Source organism: Modestobacter sp. DSM 44400 (genome assembly GCF_900107175.1).
GTDB lineage: Bacteria > Actinomycetota > Actinomycetes > Mycobacteriales > Geodermatophilaceae > Modestobacter.
Genome location: NZ_FNOZ01000016.1, coordinates 1 through 24,972 on the forward strand (window position 1 = coordinate 1; position 24,972 = coordinate 24,972).

Sequence of the window (24,972 nt, forward strand, 5' to 3'; positions counted from 1 at the left end):
CGGCGCGTTCCGGCTGCTGGCGGACAAGGCGTACTCCCATCCCAGTACGCGGGCGCACCTGCGGGCGAAGAAGATCGCTCACACGATTCCCGAACGCAGCGACCAGATCGCACGCCGCAAGGCCAAGGGCTCGGCCGGTGGGCGACCACCGGCCTGCGATGCCGAGCTCTACAAGGACCGCAACACCGTCGAACGCGGGTTCGGCCGGCTCAAGCAGTGGCGCGCTATCGCCACCCGCTACGACAAATACGCCACCACCTACCTCGGCGGTGTCCTCCTCGGCTGCATGATCATCCATCACCGCGTCCGCAGTTAGCAGACACGCTCTAGGCACCGGCCCGGGGGCGGGACAGGATCGCCGCCCATGGAGAAGAAGACGCTCGTCCTGGACTGCCTGCCCGGTGAGCCCCTGGAGATCCCCTACGCCCGCATCGAGGGCCGTCGGGGCGAGGGCCCGCACCTGACCGTCCTCGCCGGGGTGCACGGCGGGGAGTACACCGGCCCGGCCGCAGTGCTGCGCCTGCTCCGGGAGCTCGACCCCGCCCAGCTGCGCGGCACCGTCACCGCGGTGCCGGTCCTCAACCAGCCGGCCTTCTGGAGCCGGACGGCGTTCGTCGTCCCGGCCGACGGCAAGAACCTCAACCGGTGCTTCCCCGGGGACCCGGCCGGGTCCTACACCGACGTCCTGGCGCACGAGGTCTTCACCCGGCTGATCGCCCCCAGCGACGCCCTGCTCGACCTGCACGCCGGCGACCTGCCCGAGTCCCTCGAGCCGTTCTGCCTGTACGAGGAGTCCGCGGTCGAGGAGCGGTCCCGGGCGTTGGCGCTGGCGTACGGCCTGGGCCACGTGGTGCGCCAGAGCCGGGCCGTGCGGACGGTCGGGGGCAGTACCAGCAGCGCCGCGGCCGACGTCGGCATCCCGGCGATCATCGCCGAGATCGGCGCCAACGGGATCTGCGACGAGACGTCGGTGGCCGGCCACCTCCGCGGTGTGTTGGCCGTCTGCGCCTCGCTGGGCATGCTGCCGGGAAGCCCGGCCGCACCCGCGTCCGCGCCGGCCGAGCACACCGGCTGGGCGTGGCTGCGCAGCCCGGTCCGGGGCTTCTGGCTGGCGGCGGTACCCGCCGGGACGCAGGTCGCTGCGGGCGACGTGCTCGGCGTGCTGCTGGACCCCTACGGGGAGGAGCTGCACCGGGTTCTCGCTCCGGTCGCCGGCTGCCCGCTGTTTGTCACCAGCAGCCCGGCAGTGGTCCCCGACGGCCTGCTCCTCGGGCTCGCCACCGCCTGAGGGCGGCGGGCGAGCGGTTCGTGACGTGTCGGAACGAGCCGTTCCGGCACGTCCTCGGGCCCGTTCCAAACGTAACAGGAAAGAAATGCTTGGCGCCCGCTGTAATGAACGCTACGGTCCCTCCACCCGGTCGGGACGCGTTCCCCGGCCTCGCTCCGCACCGCGCACGACCAGGCCACTCCCACCACAACCCGCTGCGGCGGGCAGGACGATGAGGCAGTCGATGACACGTTCAACCCGAATCAGGTCAGCCGGGATCGCGGCGGTCGCCGCGGTCACCCTCGCCGCCTGCGGCGGTGGGTCCAGCGGCGGCTCCAGCAGCTCGGCCGCCGGGAGCTCCGGGCCCGTCGAGGGTGGCGACCTCACCATCGCGCGGGCGGCCGACATCATCTCCATGGACAAGACCACCACGTTCGACAACAACTCGATCTACGTGATGGAACAGATCATGGAGCCGCTGTTCACCGTCAGCGCCGACGGCACGAAGGTCGAGCCCTGGCTGGCCACGGACTACGCGATGTCCGATGACAAGCTCACGTACACGATCAAGCTCCGCGACGGCGTGACGTTCTCCACCGGTGCCCCGATGACCGCCAAGGACGTGAAGTTCTCCATCGACGAGGACACCAAGACCGGCGCCGACGGCTGGGGCTTCATCAACACCGCGATCGACTCGGTCGAGGCCACCGACGACTCCACGGTCACCGTCAAGCTCAAGTACCCCTGGGCGCCGCTGCTGGCCGACCTGTCCCTGTTCTCCAACGGCGTCATCCCGGCCGACTACGGCGGCAAGACCGCCGAGGAGTTCTACCAGGCCCCGGTCGGCACCGGCCCGTTCATCTGGAACGAGTGGAAGAAGGGCCAGTACGTCAAGATCGACAAGAACCCCGACTACTGGGGGGAGAAGGGCCCGTACCTGGACAGCGTGACCTGGACCGTCGTCCCGGACGCGAACACCCGGAAGCTGCAGGTCCAAGGTGGACAGGTCGACATCGACGAGTTCCCGGACTGGTCCAGCTTCAGCTCGCTGAAGGACAGCCCCGGCATCACCGCCACGGCCTTCCCCTCGACCCGCATCGACTACGTCGCCTTCAACGAGCAGAAGACGCCGTTCTCCGACGTGCACGTGCGGCGGGCGATCGCCTACGCCCTGGACCGCGAGTCGATGGTGAAGTCGGTGCTCTACGGCAACGGCAGCGCCGCGGACTCCCTGCTGTCCCCGGGGACCCCGTACTACGCGAAGAACCCCGACGCCCCGAACCTCGACGTGGACAAGGCCAAGGCCGAGCTCGCCCAGTCCTCGGCGGCCGGCGGCTTCTCCACCAGCATCACGATCAACGCCGGTGACCCCAACCAGGCGTCGGTGGCGCAGATCATGCAGTCCGAGCTCAAGGAGCTCGGCATCACGCTGGAGATCAAGACGCTGGACCCGACCGCGCTCAAGCAGGCGCGCAACAGCGGCGACTTCAACATGATCATCAGCGGCTGGACGATGGACATCCCGGACCCGGACGAGTGGACGTCGTTCGCCGTGGACCCCGAAGGTGGCTCGCACTCGGCGTACACGTACTACGACAACCCCGAGGTCATCGCACTGAACAAGCAGGCCCAGGCGGAGACCGACGACGCCAAGCGGGCCGACCTGTACCAGCAGCTGCAGGAGAAGACCGCCTCCGACGCCTGGGCGGCCTACCTCTACTACTCGCCCTACGCCTACGCGACCACGGACAAGGTCCAGGGCTTCCACGTCACGCCGCTCGGCAACTACCACCTGGAGGACGTCTACAAGACCCAGTGACCGCGATCCGGGGGGGCGCCGTCGATCGGCGGCGCCACTCCCCGGCCCGGCACCGCAGAGCCCGCACCACAGAGGGGGAAACGTGCTCGACCGGCTCAGGTTCGTCCCGGCACGGCTGCTGCAGTCCGTACCGGTCGTCTTCGGGGTCACCGTGGTGGTCTTCTTCATGGTCCACCTGCTGCCGGGCAATCCGGCGCTGACCATCCTGGGGCAGACCGCGACCCCCGACCGCGTCGCAGCGCTCAACACCCAGCTCGGCCTGGACAAGCCGCTGGTGGACCAGTACTTCATCTTCCTGGGGCGGCTGTTCCGGGGCAGCCTGGGAGACAGCCTGACCTACCAGCGACCGGTCCTGGAACTGGTCCTCCAGGCCATTCCGATCACACTGTCGCTGCTGGTGTTCGCGCTGGTGCTGTCCCTGGTCATCAGTGTTCCGCTGGCCGCGCTCGCGGCCACCGCACCCGGCCGCGGCCGGGACCTGGCCGTGCGGGTCTTCACCCTCCTCGGGCAGGGCATGCCGCAGTTCTGGGTCGGGATCATGCTGATCCTGCTGCTGGGGGTGAAACTGCGGCTGTTCCCGGTCGGCGGCTACGGGATGACCTTCGGCGAGCACCCCTACTACCTGTTCCTGCCGGCGCTCACGCTGGCCATCGCGATGTCGCCGACGACGATCCGGAGCCTGCGCGCCTCGACGATCAACGTGCTCGGCTCGGACTACGTCGGGACGGCGCGGTCCAAAGGCGCCGCCGGGGTGTCGTTGTTCCGCGGCCACGTGTTGCGCAACGCCGCGATCCCGACCGTCTCGATCATCGGGGTCAACCTCGGCTACCTGGTCGGCGGCTCCCTGGTCATCGAGAAGGTCTTCGCCATCCCCGGGCTGGGCTCGCTGATGATCAACGCGATCTTCACCCGGGACTTTCCGACCATCCAGGCGGTGGCGCTCTTCGTCGCCCTCTTCGTCATCGTCGTCGGCATCCTCACCGACGTCGTCTACACCCTCATCGACCCCCGGGTGGACCTGTCCAGCAAGGAGCGCGCATGACCACCGCCGTCGCCACCGCGGCCCGGGCGATGCGCCGGCCGGCCCGGTCCCGGTCGCTGCGACCCTGGTACCGCAACGGCACCCTGGTCGCGGGTCTGGTGATCGTCGGACTCCTGCTGCTGGCCGCGGTCCTCGCCCCGCTGCTGACGCCCTTCGACCCGATCGAGCAGGACCTGCAGAACGCGCTGCAGTCACCCAGCGGGTCGCATTGGCTGGGCACCGACAAGTACGGCCGGGACGTGCTCACCCGGCTGCTCTACGGCGCCCGGGTGGACCTGCGGATCGGCTTCCTCGCCGTCCTCATCCCGTTCGTCGTCGGATCGGTGCTCGGTGCGCTGGCCGGCTACTTCGGCGGCTGGTTCGACGTCGTCGTGATGCGGATCGTCGACGTGTTCTTCGCCTTTCCCTTCTACGTGCTGGTGATCGTGCTGGTCTTCGTGCTGGGCGCCGGGGAGAGCAGCATCTACCTGGCCATCGCCGCGGTCTCCTGGGTGTCCTACGCCAAGATCATGCGTGGCGAGCTGCTGGTCGCGAAGAAGCAGGACTACGTCGTCGCCGCCCGGCTGGGCGGCATGTCGCACGGCCGGGTGCTGATCCGGCACATCACCCCGAACGTGCTCTCGCAGGCGCTCATCTACGCGATGAGCGACATCGTCATGGACATCATGGCGATCGTGACCCTCGGCTACCTGGGTCTGGGCATCGCCCCGCCCACCGCAGAATGGGGCTCCATGATCCTGGACGGCCAGGAGTTCATCACCACGCAGTTCCTGCAGGCCACCATCCCCGGCCTGGCCGTCGTCGTCACCAGTCTGGGCCTGTCCCTGCTGGGGGACGGCCTGTCCGACCTCCTCTCCCCGGAGCGGAGGAAGTGACCATGTCGCAGGGTTCCAGTGACGTCATCTCATCGACCGGCATCGCGCCGGCCGACGAGCCGGCCTCCACGGCCGAGCTCAGCCGGGGCGGCGTGCCGCTGCTGAGCGTGCAGGACCTCAGCATCGGCGTGCGGCTGCCCGGCGGCCGCACGGTGTCGATCGTCGAGGGCGTCTCCTTCGACGTCGACCCCGGCCAGCGGATGGGAATCGTGGGGGAGTCCGGGTCCGGGAAATCGCTGACCCTGCGGGCCGTCGCCGGGTTGCTGCCCAAGCCGGTCGAGGTGCTGTCGGGCCGCGTCGAGTACGGCGGCACCGATCTGCTCACGATGCCGGCCAAGCGGCGCCGCGCGCTGATGGGCCCGGAGATCGCGATGATCTTCCAGGAGCCGATGAGCGCGCTGAACCCGGTGATGCGGGTCGGCGACCAGATCGCCGAGGGGCCTCGCCGGCACCTGGGGCTGTCGGCCAAGGAGGCCGGTGAGCTGGCCGTGTCGATGATGGCCCGGACCGGCATCCCCGACCCCGTGCGCCGGGCCCGGGCCTATCCGCACGAGCTCTCCGGCGGCCTCCGCCAGCGGATCATGATCGCCATGGCCGTCTCCTGCGGCCCGCGGCTGCTGCTGTGCGACGAGCCGACCACGGCACTGGACGTCACCGTGCAGCTGCAGGTGCTGCGGCTGCTGGAACGGCTGTGCGCCGACACGGGCACCTCGCTGGTCTTCGTCACCCACGACCTCGCCGTGGTCAACCAGACGTGCTCGGAGCTGGCGGTCATGTACGCCGGGAACATCGTGGAGTCCGGCCGGGTCAAGGAGGTCTTCCGCCAGCCGCGGCATCCCTACACCCGCGGCCTGCTGGAGTCCGCGCCGGACTTCGACCGCCCCGACCGCGAGCTGGTGCCGATTCCCGGGTTCCCGCCCAACGTCGCCGACCGGCCCTCCGGCTGCCCGTTCGCACCGCGCTGCGGCTACGTGCGCGACCACTGCAGGCAATCCATGCCGCCGCTGGCCGAGGTCGCCCCCGGCCGGCAGGCCGCCTGCTTCGAGAGCTCCCGGCTGACCGAGGTGCTCGCATGAGCGACACCGCGATGCTGCGGGTGGCCGGGCTGACCAAGACCTACAGCCTGGGGACGTCGTGGCTGTCCCGGCTGACCTCGAGAGCCTCGGGAACGCTGAAGGCGCTGGACGGCGTGGACCTGCACCTGTGTCGCGGGGAGATCCTGGCCCTGGTGGGCGAGTCCGGCTCCGGCAAATCGACGCTGGCCAAGATCCTGGTCGGCAGCACCGCGCCCAGCGGCGGCGAGGTGCGGTACCGCGGTGAGGCTGCGCCCGCGCGGCGGGACAAGGAGTCCTCCCGCCGGGTGCAGATGGTCTTCCAGGACCCCTACTCCTCGCTCAACCCGCGGCTGACCGTCGGTGCGATGCTCGCCGAGCTGCTCCTGCTGCACCGGGTGGTGCCGCGCCGGGAGGTGCGGGCGGAGAGCATCCGGCTGCTGAACCTGGTGGGCATGGAGGCCGACGTGCTGAGCGCCTATCCCAGCCAGTTCTCCGGCGGGCAGCGCCAGCGGCTGGCCATCGCCCGCGCGCTCGCCGTGCGGCCCGACGTCCTCATCGCCGACGAGCCGGTCTCCGCGCTGGACGTGTCGGTGCAGGCCACCATCCTGGAGCTGTTCGCCTCGCTGCGCGCCGAGCTGGGCGTGAGCATCCTGTTCATCGCGCACAATCTCGCCGTGGTGCAGCACCTGGCCGACCGGGTGGCGGTCATGTACCTGGGCCGGATCGTCGAGGTGGCCACGACCGCGCAGCTGTTCGCCGCCCCCCGGCATCCCTACACGCGGGCGCTGATCGACTCGATCCCGCGGATGACCGAGGCCAGCGTCAACGACGAGTTCGAGCTCGACGGCGAGCCGCCGAGCCCCTACGACGTCCCGGCCGGCTGCCGCTTCCATCCGCGCTGCCCGCTGGCCAGCGAGATCTGCGTCGCCAACGACCCACCGCTGCTCCCGGTCGGCCCCGCGCACGAGAGTGCGTGCCTCAAGGCCGGCGAGCTGGCGCTGATCCCCCTTCCCGACACCCCGCAGGAGCACCGATGAAGATCTGGATCTCGTTCGACATGGAGGGCGTTGCCGGGATCGTCGACTGGGATCAGTGCCGTCCCAGCGGCGGTGCCCGGTACGAGGTGGGCTGCCAGTTGATGCTCGCCGAGGTCAACGCGGCCATCGAGGGTGCGCTGGCCGGCGGCGCGACCGAGGTCGTGCTCAACGACTCGCACGGCACGATGGCCAACCTCGACCCGCGGGCCATCGCCGGCAACGCCACCTACGTCGCCGGCCGGCACAAGCCGCATTACATGATGCAGGGGCTGGACGAGACCTTCGCCGCGGCCTTCCTGGTCGGCTACCACGGGTCCATCTCCGGGCCACCCTCCACGCTGTCGCACACCTACAACCCCGAGGTGTTCGCCGCCGCCCGCGTCAACGGCGAACTGGTCGGGGAGAGCGGCATCAACGCCCTGGTCGCCGAGCACTACGGCGTCCCGATCGCCTTCGTCTCCGGCGACTCGGTGACCTGGGCGGAGACCGAGCGCTTCGCCAAGGGGGCCGTGCACGTCACCACCAAGGAGTCGATCACCCGGTTCAGCGCGGCCAACCTGCACCCGGCGGAGTCCTGCCGGCTGATCCGGGAGGGGGCCGAGCAGGCCGTGCGCCGGGTGGCCGAGGGCGGCGTCGACACCCCCGGCATCGCCCGGCCGGCGACGCTGGACCTGGAGCTGCAGACCGGCGACATGGCCGAGGTGGCCACCTGGGCCCGCGGCACCGAGCGCACCGGCGAGCGCTCGGTGCGCATCGCCGCCGACGACCTGCTGGAGATGTTCACCTCCTTCGTCGCGGTCACCTACATCACGCGTCAGGCCGGTGGCCGTTGAGCCGCCCGGCTGATCCTCCACACCTCGACCGGCACGCGGGAGACGCGACCCAGATGCACCTGTTCCAGGCCGCCCCGGCGGCGAGCGGTTGGGCCCTGGCCCTGCACGGTGGGGCCGGCGGCCGCGTCGAGGAGCTGTCGCTGGAGGTGGGCGGCTCCTACGGCGAGGGTCTGACCGGGGCCTACCTCGCCGGCGCCGCTGTGCTCGCGGCCGGCGGCACGGCGCTGGACGCGGTCTGCGTCACCGTCTCGCGGCTGGAGGACGACCCGCTGTTCAACGCCGGCCGGGGCGCGGCGCTCACCGCCGCCGGCACCGCGGAGCTGGACGCCTGCGTGATGACCGGCGACGGCCGGGCCGGGGCGGTGGCGGCCTGCCGGCACGCCCGCAATCCGGTGTTCGCTGCCCGGAAGGTCATGGAGGAGACGCCCGCGGTGCTACTCATCGCCCCGGACGAGGACCGGCTCTGCGGCTGGGCGCTCGAGACCGTGCCGCCCGAGTACTTCCTCACCCCGGCCCGTCAGCAGCAGCTCCGCAACGTCCAGGAGCGGACGCTGGAGGGCTCACGGCACGGCACGGTCGGCGCGGTCGCGATCGACGTGCGCGGGCGGGTCGCGGCGGCCACCTCCACCGGGGGCATGGTCAACCAGAGCGAGGGTCGGATCGGGGACACCCCGATCGTCGGTGCGGGCACCTACGCCCGGGACGGCGTCGGCGCCCTCTCGTGCACCGGGCAGGGCGAGGCGTTCATGCAGGGCGTCGTTGCCCATGACGTGGCCGCCCGGGTCCGCTACCTGGGAACGCCGATGGCCGAGGCCATCGAGGCGACCGTGCAGGCCGAGCTCGCCGCGCGGGCGGCTACCGGCGGGCTGATCGCCGTGGCCGCCGACGGCTCGGTCGTCGTCGCTCACAACTCTCCGGCGATGTTCGCCGCCTACCACGACGGCGACCGCCTCGTGATCCACAGCTGACCGGCGGCGGGGCACGGTCATGACCCAGATCAGAGACGCCGTCTTCGCCCGGATGGACGAGCTGAGCCCGGCGGAGAAGAAGGTGGCCCGCTCACTGCTGGCCAACTACCCCAGCGCCGGGCTGGCCAGCGCGGCCACCCTGGCCAGGGCCGCCGGCACCAGCACCCCGACCGTGCTGCGGCTGGTCGCCCGGATCGGCGTCGGGAGCTACCCGGACTTCCAGGAGCAGCTGCGCGAGGAGATCACGCAGCGGATGAACTCCCCGGTCAGCCGGGCCGCGCACCGGCTGCGCGGGGACGGCGACGGGACGCTGTTCCAGCGGTCCACGGCGCAGCGCCTGGAGCTCGTGGAGCGGCTGACCTCGACGGTGCCGCCGAGTGAGTTCGAGGCCGCGGTGGCACTGCTGGCCGCCCCGGCCCGGCGGGTCGTCCTCAACGGCGGCTACTTCTCCCGGCACGTCGCCCGGATCCTGGCCATGCAGCTGGACCAGCTGGTGCCCGGGGTGAGCTACGCCGACGAGCCGCTGGGCCGCGACATCGGCACCTACCTGGACCTGGGCAAGGACTCGGTGGCGATCGTGTTCGACCTGCGCCGCTACGAGCTGCCCGCCAAGCAGGTAGCGGCGCTGGCCCGCCAGCGCGGCGCCGCGGTCATCGTGATCACCGACGAAGGGCTGTCCCCGGCGGCCGACGACGCCGACGTGGTGCTGCCGATCGCCGTCGAGGGCACGCCGTTCGACTCCTTCGCCGGGCTCATCGTGCTGGTCGAGGGTCTCGTCGAGGCGGTCTTCCAGCGGGTCGGCAGCGCCGGGCTGGACCGGATGCGGCAGTGGGAGGAGTCGGTGCTCATCCACCGCGCCTTCCGCGCCGGCCCCGAGCCGGTGGACAGCGACAGCGACGACGCCAGCGACAGCGACGACACCGACGACACCGATCCCGACGGGGAGGACTGAGCCCATGGCCGAGCTCGACGGCAGACTCGACGGTGCCGTCGCCGTCGTCACCGGGACCGCACAGGGCATCGGGCAGGCGATCGCCCGCACCCTCGCCGACGCCGGCGCCACCGTGCACGAGGTCGACAAGGACGACGTCGACCTGTCCGTCAGCGCAGCGGTCGAGGAGTTCTTCGCCGGCATCGGCGACGTCGACGTCCTGGTCAACAACGCCGGGGGCGTCACCGGGCAGACCCATACGCCCATCGACGAGCTGACCGACGCCGCGTGGGACGCGGTGGTCGACGCCAATCTGCGGACGACGCTGAACTGCACCCGGGCCGCCGCCCGGTCGATGAAGCGCCGCCGCTACGGGCGGATCGTCACCATCTCCTCCGGTGCCGGGCGCAGCGTCAGCCTGACCGGCATCCAGGCCTACGCCTCGGCCAAGGCCGCGCAGATCGGCTTCACCCGGCAGATGGCGCACGAGCTGGGGCCGTTCGGGATCACCGTCAACTGCATCGCCCCGGGCTTCGTGCTCTCCAACCCCACCACCCAGCGGCAGTGGGAGAGCTACGGCGCGGACGGCCAGCAGGCGCTGCTCGAGCGGATCGCCGTGCGGGCCACCGGGAAGCCCGCCGACATCGCCCGCGGCGTGCTGTTCTTCGCCGTCCCCTCGGCCGGGTGGGTCAGCGGCCAGACGCTGTCCATCGACGGCGGCCACTCGCTCTTCTGACCCAACCCCTCCCCGAAGACAGGACCCATGCCCCACCCAATTCCCCCGGACGCCTCGACGGCGCTCGCCGAGCTCGGCGAGCGGTACTTCCGCACCCAGCACACCTACGACCCCTACAACGCCACGCTGCTCGGCATCACCGAGTTCGACCACCTCGCCGGGGATCCCGGCCAGGCCGCCAGCGAGCGGGCCGCCGCAGACTTCGCCACCATCGACGCCGAACTCGCCGCGTTGGACCTCGCGGGCCTGGACCCGGCCGGGCGGGTCGACCACGGCGTCCTGACCGTGCTCTCCCGCGGCGCCGGGCGCGACGCCCACCACGCGCTGTGGGCGGCCAACGCCTCGGCGAAGGGCTACGTCAGCCGGCAGGGGCTGGTCTTCCAGGCCGTGCCGGCGATGACCATCGCCGATACCGACGGCGCCGAGCGGTACGAACACCGCCTGGCCGGCCTCGGATCCTTCCTGCGGGCGCTGGGCGAGCGGTATCGGGAGGAGGCGGCGCGCGGCCGGGTCCCGACCGCGCTCGGGGTGACCCACGCGGTCGCCCAACTGGAGGGCCACCTCGGCCTGGATCTGGACGCGGACGCGCTGCTGGGACCGGCCACCCGCGCCGGGAACCCGGAGCTGCGCGATCGGGCGGGGGAGACGATCGCCTCCTCGGTGCGCCCGGCGATGGCCGCCCTGGCCGACCTGCTGCGCACCGAGCTGCTGCCGGTAGCCCGCCCCGACGACCGGGTCGGCATCGCGCACGTGCCCGGTGGCGAGGAGGGCTACGTCGACGCGGTCGCCCGGCACACCACCACCGAGCTGAGCCCGGCCGAGATCCACCAGATCGGCCTGGATACGCTGGCCGAGCTGGAGCCCCGCTGGTCCGAGGTCGGCCGCCGGGCGCTGGGCGTGGGCGACTTCCCGGCGATCGCCGAGCGGCTGCGGACCGACCCCGCACTGCGGTTCCGCACCCGCGAGGAGATCGTCGACGTCGCCGAACGGGCGCTGGAGCGCGCCCAGCAGGCCCAGGACGACTGGTTCCCCCGATACGACATCCCGCCGTGCGTGATCGAGGAGATCAACCCGATCGACGCCGAAGGGTCAGCGCTGGCCTACTACCGGCCCCCGGCCGTCGATGGCAGCCGGCCCGGGGCGCACTGCCTGCTCTCCACCCACCCGCAGCAGCGCTTCCGCTTCGAGTACGAGGCCCTCGCCTTCCACGAGTCGGTGCCCGGCCACCACCTGCAGCTGGCCACCGCGCAGACCCTGGACCTGCCCCGCTACCGCCAGCACCTGGACGTCGAGGCATGCAGCTTCAACGAGGGCTGGGGGTTGTACGCCGAGCGGCTGGCCGAGGAGATGGGTCTCTACAGCAGCGACATCGCACTGCTGGGCATGCTGTCCTTCACGGCGCTGCGGGCCTGCAGGCTGGTCATCGACACCGGGGTCCACCACCTGGGCTGGTCCCGCGGTCAGGCCGTGGAGTTCATGTGGCAGCACACCGCGACCACCCGGGAGAACGCCACCAGCGAGGTCGACCGCTACATCTGTTGGCCCGGCCAGGCGCTGGCCTACACCATCGGCCAGCGGGAGATCGTCCGGCTGCGGGAGCGTGCCCGCCGCGAGCTCGGGCCGCGCTTCGACCTCGTCGGCTTCCACGGTGCCGTGCTCGGCAGCGGTGCGCTGCCGCTGCCGGTCCTGGACCAGACCATCGCCCGCTGGACCGCGGGCATCGCCGGGCCCGCCCGTGGCCCCCTCACAGAGGAGGCGTCCGCATGGACGTGACCATCAACGGCTGCCGGCTGAACGTGGAGGTGCTCGGCCCGGAGGACGGCCCGGTGCTCATCGCCCACCACGGCGGCGGCGGCATCGGCTCGCTCGCCGAGCCGAAGGCCACCTTCGGGCCGCTGGCCGACCGGTTCCGGGTCGTCGTGTTCGACGCCCGCGGGTGCGGCCTGAGCGAAGGCATCCCGCCCTACTCCCACGAGCAGTGGGCGGCCGACGTCGAGGGCCTGCGGGAGTGGATCGGCGCCGAGCAGGTCGTCATCGCCGGCGGGTCCTACGGCGGGTTCATCGCCCTGGAGTACGCCGTCCGGTATCCGGGTCGGGTGTCGGCGATCGTGCTGCGCGACACCTCCGCCGACGGCAGCAACCTGAAGCTGGCGTTCGAGAACGCCCGCAACCAGGACCGGGTGGAGATCGACTGGGAGCGGTTCAACCGCTACTGGCACGGCGAGGTGCACGACGACGCCGACCTCAAGTCTCTGTGGTCCGAGCTGATCCCGCTCTACGACTACGAGTACGACCCGGTGAAGTCCACGGCGGCGGTGGAGGCCGGCATCTACCGGCACGAGGCGCACAACTGGTGCTTCCAGCACAACTGGGGCTCCTACGACCTCAAGGACGCGCTCCCCGCGGTGACCGCACCGACGCTGGTGACGGTGGGCCGGCGGGACTGGGTCACCCCGGTCAGCTCCTCGGAGATCATCGCCCGGCTCCTGCCGAACGCCGAGCTGGTGGTCTTCGAACGGTCCGGGCACTCCCCGCAGGTCGAGGAGCGGGAGCTGTTCCAGTCGACCGTCCGCGGCTTCCTGGACCGCGCCGTCCCGGTCGGGACGCCCGCATGAGCGGCCCGCTGGTGATCATCGGCGCCGGCGCCATCGGCGGCTCCCTGGGAGCCCACCTGGCCCGGGCCGGGCACGACGTCCTGCTCTGCGATGCCGACGCGGCGCACGTGGCCGCCATCCGGGAGAACGGCCTGCGGATCGAGGGCCCGGTGGACGAGTTCACCGTGACCGTCCCGGCGGTGACCCCCGACGAGCTCCCCGACCGGATCGACCGGGCGATCGTCGCGGTCAAGAGCCTGCACACCCGCGCGGCCGCCGACCTGCTGCGCACCCGGCTCGCCCCGGACGGCTACGTGCTCACTGTGCAGAACGGGCTCACCGCCGACGTCCTGGTCGAAGCCGTGGGCGCCGACCGGGTGGTGTCCAGCTTCGTCAACTTCGGCGCCGATCTGATGAGCCCGGGCGTGATCCTGCAGGGCAACGTGGCCACGTTCCGGGTCGGTGAACTGGACGGCGGCACGATCACCCCGCGGGTGCGAGAGCTGGCCGAGCTGCTGCCCTACGCCGAGCCGACCGGGAACGTGCTGGGCTATCTGTGGGGCAAGGAGGCCTACGGCGCGATGCTGTGGGCCGGGGCCGTCTCCGACCTGCCGATCGCCGAGACCCTCGAGCGGTCCGCCTACCGCCCGGTGATGACCGCCGTCGCCCAGGAGGTGCTGGACCAGGCACCGGTGCCGGTGGAGAGCTTCGACGGCTTCGTCCCCGACGACCTCGAGGGGTCGCTGGACCGGCTCGCCGCCTTCAACCGGCGCAGCGCCAAGACCCACAGCGGCATCTACCGCGACCTCGCCGTCCGCAAGCGCAAGACCGAGATCGACGAGATGCTCCGCGACGTCTCCGGGCCGGTCTTCGACAAGGTCGCCGAGCTCATCCACGACATCGAACAGGGTCGGCGCGTCTGCGAGGCGGCGAACCTCGACGAGCTGGCTGAGTTCGTCGCGGCCCGCACCGCGGCCTGATCACCCCTCGAGAGGAACCCACCATGCGCGCTGCCCTCTACCAGGCGGCCGGCACCGTCGTCGTCGACGACGTCCCGGACGCCGCTCTGGGCGAACCCACCGACGCCCTCGTGCGGGTGCTCCGCTCCTGCGTCTGCGGCTCGGACCTGTGGGCCTACCGCGGGGTGGCCACCCGCGCGGCCGGCTCCCGGCTCGGCCACGAGTTCATCGGCGTGGTCGAGGAGATCGGGTCGGCGGTGACCACGCTGCGGCCCGGCGACTTCGTGATCGCTCCGTTCCAGTGGTCGGACAACACCTGCCCCGCCTGCCGGGACGGCATCCAGACCCGCTGCGACAACGGCGGCACCTTCGGCGCACCGGGCACCGACGGCGGCCAGGGCGAGGCCGTCCGGGTGCCGCAGGCCGACGGCACCCTGGTCGCCGTCCCGGGCGGGACCGCCGGCGTGGACGCCGCCCTGCTGCCGGCCCTGCTGGCACTGACCGACGTCGCCGGTACCGGCCTGCACGGCGCGGTGCTCGCCGGGGTCACGGCCGGCTCGACCGTCGCGGTCATCGGGGACGGCGCGGTCGGGCGGGCCTTCGGTGCCACCGACGTCATCGCCGAGCGCGGCGAGGCCGGCATCGCCTCGGTCCGCGAGCTGACCGGCGGCCGGGGCGTGGCGCACGTCGTCGAGGCGGTCGGCACTCCCGAGTCCTGGGACATGGCGATCGGGATGGCGCGCGCCGGCGGGTCGATCGGCGCCGTCGGCGTGCCGCACACGACACCGCAGCTGGGCCTGTTCCCCGCCTTCCGGCAGCACCTCAGCATCAGCATGGGCGTCGCGCCGGTGCGCCGGTACCTGCCCGATCTGGTCGAGCGGGTGCTCGCCGGAACCTACGACCCCGGTCCGGTCTTCGACCTCACGCTGCCGCTGGAGCGGGTCGCCGAGGGCTACGCGGCCATGGACGTGCGCCGCTCCATCAAGACGATGCTGGCCGCCTGACGTGCCGGCCCTGCGGATCGCCGAGGTGCTTCCCGTGCCCGTCCGCGGCGGGTTCTTCGCCGACGACCAGGCGGCGATCCGCGCCGGGGCGCAGCACGACGGCTTCGGCTACGTCGGGTCGCCGCTGACCCCGGGGTTCACCGCGGTCCGGCAGCCGGGAGAGGCGCTGTCGGTCGTCCTGGTGCTCGACGACGGCTCGGTGGAGTTCGGCGACTGCGCCGCCGTCCAGTACAGCGGCGCCGGCGGCCGCGATCCGGTGTTCTCCGCGGAGCAGGCGGCCGACGACGTGCGGTTCCACCTGGCACCCCGGCTCGTGGGTGTCGAGCTCGACAGCTTCCGGAACCTGACCGGTGCGCTCGACCGGGTGTGCACCGATGCCGGGCCGCTGCACACGGCGGTGCGTTACGGCGTGAGCCAGGCAGTCCTGGCGGCCGTGGCCCGGGCCGCCCGCGTGACGATGGCCGAGGTCGTCCGGGACGAGTACCGGACCGGCGCCCCGCTGCTGCCGGTGCCGCTGTACGCGCAGACCGGCGACGACCGGTACGTCAACGCCGACAAGATGATCCTCAAGGGCGTCGACGTCCTGCCGCACGGGCTGTTCAACTCCCCGGCGGTCCTGGGGCCGGCGGGGCGGGGGCTCGAGGAGTACCTGCGCTGGCTGGTCGCCAGGATCGGTCAGCTGCGCCCGGACGGCGACCACCGCCCCCGGCTGCACGTGGACACCTACGGCACCCCTGGTCTCGCCTTCGGCGGCGATGTCGCCGCGGTCGCGGCCTACCTGGCCCGGCTCGGGGACCTGTGCGCGCCCTTCGAGCTGGCCGTCGAGCACCCGATCGACGCGGGCGGCCGGGACGCGCAGATCGAGGCGTACGTCCGGCTGCGCGCCGAGCTGGCCCGGCTGGGCAGCGGCGTCCGGGTCGTGGTGGACGAGTGGTGCAACACGCTGGACGACGTCCGGGCCTTCGTCGCCGCGGCGGCGGCCGACGTCGTGCACGTGAAGACGCCGGATCTCGGCTCGCTGACCGACACCGTCGAGGCGCTGCTGCTGGTGCGCGACGCGGGGCTCGAGGCCTACTGCGGCGGCACCTGCAACGAGACCGACCGGTCGGCGCAGGTGTCCGCGCACATCGCGATGGCGTGCGAGGCCAGTCAGGTGCTGGCCAAGCCGGGGATGGGCGTCGACGAGGGCCTGATGATCGTCGGCAACGAGATGGCGCGCACCGCGGCGCTGGTCGCCGCCCGGCGCACCCCGGTCCCGGCTGCCCGGCCGGAACCCGACGACGACCGGAGGACCCGCTGATGACCAGCACCGTGCCGATGCGACCGGAGGCCGAGCTGCTCGCCGGGCTCGCCGAGTACGTGGCGATCCCCAGCGACAGCCGCAGCGCCTCGGCGGAGACCATGCGGGCGGCTGCCGGCTGGCTGGCCGGCCGCCTGTCCTTCGCCGCCGGCCGGGTGGAGGAGACCGACGGCTTCCCGGTGGTGCGCGGGGAGTGGCTCGGCGCGCCGGGTGCGCCGACCGTGCTGGTGTACGGCCACTACGACGTCCAGCCCACCGGGGACCTCGCCGAGTGGCACACCCCGCCCTTCGAGCTGGTCGTGGACGGCAGTGTCCACGGCGGGGTCGTCCGGGGGCGCGGAGTCACCGACGACAAGGGTCCGGTGCTGCTCGTGGTCGAGATGGCCCGGGCGATGCTGGCCGAGCGCGGCGCGCTGCCGCTGAACGTGCAGTTCCTCGTCGAGGGGGAGGAGGAGATCGGCAGCCCGCACCTGCCGGCCTACGTGCACGCGCACGCCGACGAACTCGCGGCGGACCTGGTGATCTCCGCCGACGGCGCGATGTGGCGGCCCACCGAACCGTCGATCTCGATCGCCTCCAAGGGCCTGGTGTCGATGGACATCGTCGTCACCGGCGCGGCCGAGGACCTGCACTCGGGGCGGTACGGCGGAACCGTAGCCAACCCGGTGCACGCGCTGAGCACTATCCTCGCCGGCCTGCACGGCCTGCACGGCCTGCACGGCCTGCACGGCCCGGACGGCTCGGTCGCCGTCCCCGGCTTCTACGACGGCGTCGACGACCTGTCGCCCGGGCGGCGCACCGAGATCGACGCGGTGCCCTTCGACGAAGAGGAGTACCGGGCGACCGTCGGGGCGCCGGAGCTGTTCGGCGAGGCCGGCTACGGCACCCTCCACCGACTGTGGGAGCGGCCGACGCTGGAGGTCAACGGCATCACCGCCGGCGGCAAGTACACCGTCATCCCACACCGCGCCGTCGGACACGTGTCCTGCCGCCTGGTCGGCCGGCAGGACCCCGACCGGGTCGTCGCGGCGATCGGCGCGCACGTCGCCGCGCTGGCCGTGCCCGGCGTCCGGGTCGAGGTGCGGGTCGACGAGGGGCGCGTGCCGGCCTACCGGATCGACCCCGACCACCCGGCCGTGACCGCGGCGCGCGAGGCGCTCGCCGAGGTCTACCCCGGGCAGGAGGTGCTGCTGGCGGTCATCGCCGGGACCCTGCCGGCAACCACGCTGTTCGAGACGGCGCTGGGCGCCAAGACGCTGTTCTTCTCCTTCGCGACCGCGGACGAGAAGCACCACGCGCCCAACGAGTTCCTGCGCATCGCCCGGATCGCCGAGGGCATGCGCGCCTGGGCGGCGCTGTGGGACCGGCTGGCCGCCTGGACGCCGGCGGAGGTGGGTCGATGAGCGCCTACTCCTCCTACGACTACCTGGACGGCGATCTCGGGCTGCCGGTCGTGGAGCTCGCCCCGGAGTCCGGCCGGGTGCCGCCCTACGACGGCGAATTCACCCCCGAGCAGGTGGAGCGGGCCGAGCGGCTGCTGGCGGAGAACGTCACCATCAGCCTGCACGACCACCCCGTGCTCTTCCCGGCGGACATGGCCGACACCCCGCGGTACAACCGGACCGGCCGACAGCACACGGCCTTCGCCGGACTGCGGGCTTCCGGGCTGACCGTCGTGTTCGACAACATGATGGACGGCACCGCGTGCGTCACCGGCAACGCGCCCTGGCAGTGGGACGACGTCGTCATCGACCTGGGCATGCGCCTGGCCGACCTCGCCCACCAGTCCGAGGTCGTGGTCGTCCGGACCGTCGAGGACATCGAGCGGGCACATGCCGAGGGGCGGGTCGGCCTGGTCTTCGGACTGGAGGCGGCCACCCCGATCGGCAACGACCTGGACAAGCTGGACGTGCTCTACGGGCTGGGCATCCGGCAGATCGGCATCGCCTACTCCGACGCCAACGCGCTCGGCTCGGGGCTCAACGAGGCCGTCGACGGCGGGCTGACCGCGCTCGGCCGGCGCGCGGTGCGCCGGATGAACCAGTTGGGGCTGGCCATCGACGTCTCGCACTCCTCCGACCGCACCGGCATCGACGCCTGCGCGGCGTCGGAGGCGCCGGTGTTCATCACCCACGCCGGCGCGCGGGCGGTCTGGGACATCCCGCGGCTCAAGGGCGACGACGCCCTCCGTGCCGTCGCTGGCACCGGCGGGGTGATCGGCATGTCCGCAGCGCCGCACACGACCGTCTCGGCCGCCCATCCGCGGCACAGCATCGCCTCGGTGATGGATCACTTCCGGTACTGCCTGGACCTGGTCGGCATCGACTCCGTCGCCTTCGGCCCGGACACCCTCTACGGCGACCATGTCGGGCTGCACAGCACCTTCGCCGGGCTGCTGGCGACCGAACCCCGACCCGGCGCCCCGGTGCCCGAGCGGGTGCCCTACGTCGACGGCCTGGAGAACCCGACGGAGTCCTTCCACAACATCGCCGCCTGGCTGGTGCGGGACGGGTTCACCGACGAGGAGATCACCAAGGTGCTGGGCGGGAACGTGCTGCGGGCGCTCCGGTCGATCTGGGTCTGAGCCCCCGACCGGGTGTCCGCCGTCCGGCGGCGGCTACCGCCCGGCGCATGACCGAGCACACCCCGAACGTGACCGAGCCCCAGCTCGAGCCCCTCGCCCTGGTGACCGGTGCTTCCAGCCGTATCGGCTTCGAGCTGGCCAAGCAGTTCGCCGAACACGGCTTCGACGTGGTGGTCAACGCCGAGGACGAGGGGCTGCAGAAGGCCGCGATGCTGGTGCGGGCCGAGGGCGCCGACGTCATCGCCGTCCGGGCCGATCTGCGCGCCCCGGCGGGCATCGAGCAGCTGTGGACCCGGGTGACCGCCCTGGACCGGCCGCTGCAGGCCGCCGCGCTCAATGCCGGGGTCGGCGTGGGCGACGCCTTCGTCGAGACCGATTGGGCCCGCGACCTCGAGATCATGCAGCTCGACGTGGTCTCCACGACCGCCCTGCTGAAGCTGGTCCTGGTCGAGATGACCGCGCGCAACGAGGGCCGGGTGCTCGTCACCTCCTCGATCGCCGCGACGATGCCGGGCTCCTGCATGGCGGTCTACAACGCCTCCAAGTCGTTTGTGCAGTCGCTCACCGAGGCGGCGCTGAACAAGGTGCTGCCGGACTCGGTCAAGGCCCTCGGCAACCGGGTGATGGCCAGGCCGCGGGACTGACGCCCTCCCGTCGACCCGCGACGCGCCGGGGGCGGAATCGGCTGGCACAGTGGAGGGCATGGACGACGTCGTCATCTGCTCCCCCGTCCGTACGCCGGTCGGCCGCTTCGGCGGCGTGTTCGCCGGCCTGTCCGCCAACCAGCTGGCCGCCGCCGCCCTGCGCGGTCTGGTCGAGCGCACCGGCCTGGGCGAGGGCGAGGTCGACGACGTCATCCTCGGCAACTGCAGCCCGAGCGGCGAGAACCCGGCGATCGGCCGGCTCGCCGCCCTCGACGCCGGGCTCGGCGTCGAGGTCCCCGGCCTGCAGATCGATCGGCGCTGCGGCTCGGGGCTGCAGGCGGTCATCTACGCGGCCATGCAGGTCGCCGCCGGCGCCGGGAAGGTCGTCGTCGCCGGCGGCGTGGAGTCGATGAGCAATGTCGAGCATTACGCCCTCGGGCTGCGCACCGGCGCCAAGGGCGACGGGGTCATGCTGCACGACCGGTTGGCCCGGGCCCGGGAGACCGCGGGCGGCATCCACCACCCGGTCCCCGGCGGCATGCTGGAGACGGCGGAGAACGTCCGCCGCGAGCACAAGGTCGACCGGCTGGAGCAGGACGCCTGGGCGCTGCGGTCCCAGCAGGCCGCGGCGGCCGCCGTGCGCGAGGGCCGGTTCAAGGACGAGATCATCGGCGTCGCGGTGCCCGGCACCCGCAAGGCGCCGGCCCGGGTGGTGACCGAGGATGAGCACCCCCGTCCCGAGACCACGATGCAGGACCTGGCCAAGCTGCGCCCGGTGATGGCGATGGTGGACCCGGAGGCCACTGTCACCGCCGGCAACGCCTCGGGCCAGAACGACGGCGCGGCGCTGTGCGTGGTCACCACCCGCGCCGAGGCCGACCGCCGCGGCTGGGAGCCCTTCGTGCGGCTGACCGGCTGGGCGGTGGCCGGCGTGCCGCCGGAGACCATGGGCATCGGCCCGGTCCCGGCCACGGCGAAGGTGCTGCAGCAGACCGGTCTGTCGCTGGCCGACATGGACCTCATCGAGCTCAACGAGGCCTTCGCCAGCCAGGTGCTCGCCTGCCTGAACGCCTGGGAGCTGGGCGCCGAGGACCGCGGGCGGGTCAACGTCAACGGCTCGGGCATCTCGCTGGGCCACCCGGTCGGCGCCACCGGCGCCCGGATCCTCGCCACGCTGGCGTACGAGATGCGTCGTCGCGAGGCACGTTACGGGCTGGAGACCATGTGCATCGGCGGTGGTCAGGGGCTCGCCGCGGTCTTCGAGCGGGTCAGCTGACCCCAAGGTCACGCCGCGGGGGAGCGGTCGACCCCCGGATGACCAGCCGGGGCTCCAGCAGCTCGGCGTGGCCGGGTGCGACGGCGTCGTCGTCCCCGGTCAGCTGGGCCAGCAGCAGGTCGGCGGCCCGGCCGGCCTGGTTTTCCGCGCGGTTGTCGACCGTGGTCAGCGGCGGGGTCCACCAGCTGTAGAACGGCTCCTCCTCGGTGCAGATCACCGAGATCTCCTCCGGCACCCGCAGGCCGGCCTCGCCCAGCACGGGCAGTGCGCCCAGGGATGCTTCGTGGTTGCTCATCAGCAGCGCCGTCGGCGGGTCCGGCCGGCGCAGCACCGCCTCGGCGGCCGAGCGCCCGAAGGACATGCCGAACGGCCCGCGCACCACCAGGTCGGGCACCAGGGCGACGCCGGCCGCGACCAGCGCCCCGGTGAAGCCGGCGTGGTGCAGCCGTCCGGAAGTGATCTCCGGCGGCCCCTCGATCGCCGCGATGCGGGTGTGCCCCAGCGCCAGCAGGTGCTCGGTCGCCAGTCGCGCGGTGGTCTCGTAGTCGGTCATCACCGAGGGCGCCCGCGAGCCGGGGACCTCCCGGTTCATGGTCACCACGGCCCGTCCCTCCTCGAGCAGGCGGTTGACCAGGTCGGCGTTCGCCCCCGAGCCGGCGACGACCACCCCGTCCAGATGGTGCATCCGGGCGGTCTGCAGGAAGGCGGCCTCCCGCGCCGGGTCGCCGCCGGTCGTGCAGACCAGCACCTGGTAGCCGTGCGGGCCCGCCCACGCCTGCAGGGTCTCGGCGATGGTGTGGAAGGTGTTGATCCGCAGGTTGTTGACGACCAGCCCGAGCAGGCCCGAGCGGTTGGTGCGTAGCGCGCTGGCCATCCGGTTGGGCTGGTAGTGCAGCTCGGCCGCCGCCGCCAGTACCCGCTCACGGGTCGCCGGGAGCACCGAGGGATGACCGGAGAGCGCGCGGCTGGCGGTGCTGGTGCTGACCTGGGCGTGGGCGGCCACGGAGGACAGGTTCGCGGGCACGGCTGATTAGTACCGGTATCGACCTCCACACACACGTGGGTCGCCCCACGGCCCCCGGCCGTACCGGCGACCATCCCTACACCGCCGTCCGTGCGTGGGTGCGCGCCGGCCGGGCGGCTGCGCGGGGTTGGGATTGCGCCGTCGTCCAGGTGTGGTTGTGTGGTGGTCATCACGACCGGCCCGTCCAGGCCGGGGGAGCACGACGGAGCGCAGTCGGCCCCGTCGGGAGGAGGAGACCCCGTGCGGGAGACCCGAACTGTCAGTGCGTCACCCGCCGCGAGTTCTGCGGCCGTCGCCGGGAACCGGGCATGAGCGCGGCGCCCCGGGCGGACGGCGACCCGCGTCGGACGGCGGCCGGACCGCCCCCGGAGTCCGCCTCCCAGGCCGTCCCCGCGCCGGGTTCGGCCACCGGTGGGGACACCGGGCCTGAGGACGTCGCCGATGCCGCGACCGGCCTGGACATGATCCTTACCGATGCCGCGCTCGGACCGTTGCGGCGCCTGCTACCACCGGTCGGCGGCAGCCTCCGGTTCGCTGCCGCCCTCGCCCGGCACCCACGCACGGTGCTCACGCACACCGGTCAGCTGGTCGGGAAGATCGGCCGGATCGGGTTCGGTCGCTCCGAGGTGGCGCCCGGCCCGAAGGACAAGCGCTACGCCGACCCCGCGTGGTCGGGAAACCCCCTCCTCAAGCGGGCGATGCAGGCGCACCTGGTCGCGGCGAAGACGGCGACACAGCTGGTCGACGACGCCGAGCTGCCCTGGGCGTATGACGAGCGGATCCGGTTCTCGGTCACCAACATCGTCGAGGCGCTGGCGCCCAGCAACAACCCGCTGCTCAACCCGCTGACCTGGAAGACCGCGATCGACACCGGCGGGCGCAGCGCCGTGTCGGGGACCAGGCGGATGGTCCGCGACCTGTCTTCCGCGCCGCGGGTGCCCGCGATGGTCGAGCCCGACGCCTTCGAGGTGGGCAAGGACCTCGCCCGGACGCCGGGTGTGGTGGTGCTGCGTACGCCGGTCTTCGAGCTCATCCAGTACCAGCCGACGACGCCCAACGTGCGCGCCGTCCCGATGGTGCTGGTGCCGCCGACGATCAACAAGTTCTACATCGCCGACCTGGCCGAGGGCCGCAGCATCGTCGAGTACATGGTCGCCGGTGGGCAGCAGGTCTTCATGATGTCGTGGCGCAACCCCGACGCCCGGCACGCCGACTGGGGTCTGGACACCTACGGACAGGCAGTGCTCGACGCGATGGCCGCCGCGGAGCGGATCTCCGGCTCGCCGCAGACCGGCCTGATGTCGTTCTGCTCCGGCGGGATCATCACCGCCATGGTGCTGGGCCACCTGGCCGCCATCGGCGAGCAGGACCGGGTCTCCTCCGCCTGCTTTGCGGTCACCGTGCTCGACCAGTCCCGTGGCGGGACGGCGGGCGCGTTCCTGGACGAGAAGTCCGCTCAGGCGGCGACCCGGGCCTCGGCGAAGAAGGGCTACCTGGACGGCGCCACACTGGCGGAGGTGTTCGCCTGGCTGCGGCCCAACGACCTGATCTGGAACTACTGGGTCAACAACTACCTGCAGGGCAAGCCCCCGCCGGCGTTCGACATCCTGTACTGGAACGCCGACACGACCCGGATGACCGCGGCGCTGCACCGCGGCTTCCTGGGCATGTCGGTGCGCAACAAGCTGACCAAGCCGGGCGCGACCACCATGCTGGGGTCACGGGTCGACCTGTCCGCGGTGACCGTCGACTCCTACGTGGTCGCCGGGATCGCCGACCATATCTGCCCCTGGCAGTCCTGCTACGCGACCACCCAGCTGCTGGGCGGAGACACCCGCTTCGTGCTGTCCACCAATGGGCACATCGCCTCCCTGGTCAACCCGCCGAGCAACCCCAAGTCGACGTGGCGGACGGCGACGCCCAACACCCCCGACGCCGACGAGTGGCTGGCCTCGGCGCACACCGAGAAGGGGTCGTGGTGGACCGACTACCGGCGCTGGGTGGGGGAGCGATCCGGCGAGGAGGTAGATGCGCCGACGGAGCTGGGCGGCGGCCAGCCCACCCTGGGCGCGGCCCCCGGCACGTACATCTTCGACAAGTGATCGGGCGGAGGAGCACCCGGCCGGCGCGGGACCCGCAGCTGCGGACGGTCACCGTCGGCGGGCGGACGCTGCGGGTCTCGGTCCGCCCCGGCGACGGCACGCTTCCCCCGCTGCTGCTGATGAACGGCATCGGCGCCAGCCTGGAGGTGCTGCAGCCCTTCGTCGACGCGCTGGACCCCCGGCGGGAGGTGATCCGCTTCGACGTCCCCGGGGTGGGCGGGTCGCCGCGGCCGGTGCTGCCGTACACGATGGTCACCTTCGCGCGCGTGGTCGCCGGGCTGCTGACCCAGCTCGGGCACCGCGAGGCCGTCGACGTGCTCGGCTTCTCATGGGGCGGTGGACTGGCGCAGCAGTTCGCCGTCCAGCACCGCCGCCGCTGCCGGCGCCTGATCCTCGCCGCCACCGGGATGGGCTCGCTGATGGTTCCGGCTCATCCGCGGGTGCTGTCGAAGATGCTCACCCCGCGGCGGCACCGCGATGCCCGGTACGCCACCGCGATCGCCGGGGACATCTACGGCGGCACGATGCGGCTCCACCCCGAGCGCGCGGCGCGGGTCCTGCACGCCGAGTCGCGGCTGGGTCCCCGGCGCGGGTACTACTACCAGCTGGCGGCCGGGGCCGGCTGGACGAGCCTGCCGCTGCTCCCCATGATCAGGCAACCCACCTTGGTGATCGCCGGCGACGACGATCCGATCATCCCCGCGGTGAACCCGCGGCTGATGGCCCGGCTGATCCCGAACTCCGAGCTGCACCTCTACCGCGGCGGCCACCTCGCCCTGGTCACCGAGGCCCCTGAGCTCGCGCCGGTGGTGGACCGCTTCCTGAGCTGACCGGCCCTCGCTGGCCATGATCGTCGGAACGGCGGGCGGTTCCGCGGAACCGTCCGTGGGGGCCCAGGGCAGTCGACCACCCCGTCCGGTGC

General features: G+C 72.3%; 23 protein-coding genes. 22 read left to right on the forward strand and 1 reads right to left on the reverse strand.

Annotated elements, in window-relative coordinates; all coding sequences use genetic code 11:
* The 20 genes from BLW04_RS11800 to BLW04_RS11895 all read left to right on the forward strand — a co-directional run.
* On the forward strand, window positions 1–316 hold a 316-nt coding region (locus BLW04_RS11800; protein WP_139306822.1), incomplete at its 5' end, for a transposase.
* Between the two features lie 48 nt (window positions 317–364).
* Window positions 365–1,288 (forward strand): succinylglutamate desuccinylase/aspartoacylase family protein, encoded by a 924-nt coding sequence (locus BLW04_RS11805; RefSeq protein WP_091540757.1) that lies wholly within the window; start codon window positions 365–367, stop codon window positions 1,286–1,288.
* A 223-nt stretch (window positions 1,289–1,511) separates the two neighbouring features.
* Window positions 1,512–3,086 carry an ABC transporter substrate-binding protein gene (locus BLW04_RS11810; protein WP_175484023.1) on the forward strand — a complete coding sequence of 525 codons (1,575 nt, stop codon included), beginning with the start codon at window positions 1,512–1,514 and terminating at the stop codon, window positions 3,084–3,086.
* A gap of 82 nt (window positions 3,087–3,168) precedes the next feature.
* Entirely contained in the window at window positions 3,169–4,128 is a 960-nt protein-coding gene (locus BLW04_RS11815; RefSeq protein WP_091540763.1) for an ABC transporter permease, read from the forward strand.
* Window positions 4,125–5,003, forward strand: coding sequence for an ABC transporter permease (locus tag BLW04_RS11820; protein ID WP_091540767.1), 879 nt, complete (start codon window positions 4,125–4,127; stop codon window positions 5,001–5,003). The genes BLW04_RS11815 and BLW04_RS11820 overlap by 4 nt, the downstream gene beginning before the upstream one ends.
* 2 nt (window positions 5,004–5,005) lie before the next feature.
* Window positions 5,006–6,079: an ABC transporter ATP-binding protein gene (locus BLW04_RS11825; RefSeq protein ID WP_254781397.1), complete on the forward strand. Its 1,074-nt coding sequence runs from the start codon at window positions 5,006–5,008 to the stop codon at window positions 6,077–6,079.
* On the forward strand, window positions 6,076–7,095 hold the full coding sequence (locus tag BLW04_RS11830) for an ABC transporter ATP-binding protein (RefSeq protein WP_091540770.1): 1,020 nt from the start codon (window positions 6,076–6,078) through the stop codon (window positions 7,093–7,095). The genes BLW04_RS11825 and BLW04_RS11830 overlap by 4 nt, the downstream gene beginning before the upstream one ends.
* The gene (locus BLW04_RS11835; RefSeq protein WP_091540773.1) at window positions 7,092–7,928 is read left to right on the forward strand and encodes a M55 family metallopeptidase; all 837 of its coding nucleotides are present in this window, start codon (window positions 7,092–7,094) and stop codon (window positions 7,926–7,928) included. The genes BLW04_RS11830 and BLW04_RS11835 overlap by 4 nt, the downstream gene beginning before the upstream one ends.
* 53 nt (window positions 7,929–7,981) lie before the next feature.
* Window positions 7,982–8,896 carry an isoaspartyl peptidase/L-asparaginase family protein gene (locus BLW04_RS11840; RefSeq protein WP_091540777.1) on the forward strand — a complete coding sequence of 305 codons (915 nt, stop codon included), beginning with the start codon at window positions 7,982–7,984 and terminating at the stop codon, window positions 8,894–8,896.
* A 19-nt stretch (window positions 8,897–8,915) separates the two neighbouring features.
* On the forward strand, window positions 8,916–9,848 hold the full coding sequence (locus BLW04_RS11845) for a MurR/RpiR family transcriptional regulator (RefSeq protein ID WP_091540780.1): 933 nt from the start codon (window positions 8,916–8,918) through the stop codon (window positions 9,846–9,848).
* 4 nt (window positions 9,849–9,852) lie between these two features.
* Window positions 9,853–10,563 (forward strand): SDR family NAD(P)-dependent oxidoreductase, encoded by a 711-nt coding sequence (locus BLW04_RS11850; protein WP_091540783.1) that lies wholly within the window; start codon window positions 9,853–9,855, stop codon window positions 10,561–10,563.
* Between the two features lie 27 nt (window positions 10,564–10,590).
* On the forward strand, window positions 10,591–12,336 hold the full coding sequence (locus BLW04_RS11855) for a DUF885 domain-containing protein (RefSeq protein WP_091540787.1): 1,746 nt from the start codon (window positions 10,591–10,593) through the stop codon (window positions 12,334–12,336).
* On the forward strand, window positions 12,327–13,178 hold the full coding sequence (locus BLW04_RS11860; RefSeq protein WP_091540790.1) for an alpha/beta fold hydrolase: 852 nt from the start codon (window positions 12,327–12,329) through the stop codon (window positions 13,176–13,178). Before BLW04_RS11855 ends, BLW04_RS11860 begins: the two co-directional genes overlap by 10 nt.
* Entirely contained in the window at window positions 13,175–14,137 is a 963-nt protein-coding gene (locus BLW04_RS11865) for a ketopantoate reductase family protein (RefSeq protein WP_091540792.1), read from the forward strand. The genes BLW04_RS11860 and BLW04_RS11865 overlap by 4 nt, the downstream gene beginning before the upstream one ends.
* 23 nt (window positions 14,138–14,160) lie before the next feature.
* Entirely contained in the window at window positions 14,161–15,120 is a 960-nt protein-coding gene (locus BLW04_RS11870) for an alcohol dehydrogenase catalytic domain-containing protein (RefSeq protein ID WP_091540796.1), read from the forward strand.
* 1 nt (window position 15,121) lies between these two features.
* Complete coding sequence (locus tag BLW04_RS11875; protein ID WP_091540801.1) at window positions 15,122–16,420, forward strand: methylaspartate ammonia-lyase; 1,299 nt, start codon at window positions 15,122–15,124, stop codon at window positions 16,418–16,420.
* Window positions 16,420–17,823 carry a M20/M25/M40 family metallo-hydrolase gene (locus tag BLW04_RS11880; RefSeq protein ID WP_091540804.1) on the forward strand — a complete coding sequence of 468 codons (1,404 nt, stop codon included), beginning with the start codon at window positions 16,420–16,422 and terminating at the stop codon, window positions 17,821–17,823. The genes BLW04_RS11875 and BLW04_RS11880 overlap by 1 nt, the downstream gene beginning before the upstream one ends.
* Complete coding sequence (locus BLW04_RS11885) at window positions 17,820–19,004, forward strand: dipeptidase (protein ID WP_091540995.1); 1,185 nt, start codon at window positions 17,820–17,822, stop codon at window positions 19,002–19,004. The genes BLW04_RS11880 and BLW04_RS11885 overlap by 4 nt, the downstream gene beginning before the upstream one ends.
* Before the next feature lie 47 nt (window positions 19,005–19,051).
* Window positions 19,052–19,648 carry an SDR family NAD(P)-dependent oxidoreductase gene (locus tag BLW04_RS11890; RefSeq protein WP_091540806.1) on the forward strand — a complete coding sequence of 199 codons (597 nt, stop codon included), beginning with the start codon at window positions 19,052–19,054 and terminating at the stop codon, window positions 19,646–19,648.
* A gap of 58 nt (window positions 19,649–19,706) precedes the next feature.
* Complete coding sequence (locus tag BLW04_RS11895) at window positions 19,707–20,924, forward strand: acetyl-CoA C-acetyltransferase (RefSeq protein ID WP_091540810.1); 1,218 nt, start codon at window positions 19,707–19,709, stop codon at window positions 20,922–20,924.
* Here the strand turns inward: BLW04_RS11895 and BLW04_RS11900 are convergent.
* A complete protein-coding gene (locus tag BLW04_RS11900; protein WP_091540813.1) occupies window positions 20,917–21,948 on the reverse strand; it encodes a LacI family DNA-binding transcriptional regulator in 1,032 nt (343 codons plus the stop codon). The genes BLW04_RS11895 and BLW04_RS11900 overlap by 8 nt on opposite strands.
* 308 nt (window positions 21,949–22,256) lie before the next feature.
* On the opposite strand from BLW04_RS11900, the gene BLW04_RS11905 reads away from it, so the two are divergent.
* Together BLW04_RS11905 and phaZ are read left to right on the forward strand one after the other, a co-directional pair.
* Window positions 22,257–24,050 (forward strand): PHA/PHB synthase family protein, encoded by a 1,794-nt coding sequence (locus BLW04_RS11905; RefSeq protein WP_091540818.1) that lies wholly within the window; start codon window positions 22,257–22,259, stop codon window positions 24,048–24,050.
* Window positions 24,047–24,880, forward strand: a complete 834-nt coding sequence (phaZ, locus tag BLW04_RS11910) for a poly(3-hydroxyalkanoate) depolymerase (RefSeq protein WP_091540823.1) — start codon at window positions 24,047–24,049, stop codon at window positions 24,878–24,880. Before BLW04_RS11905 ends, phaZ begins: the two co-directional genes overlap by 4 nt.
* The last annotated feature ends 92 nt before the right edge of the window (window positions 24,881–24,972 follow it).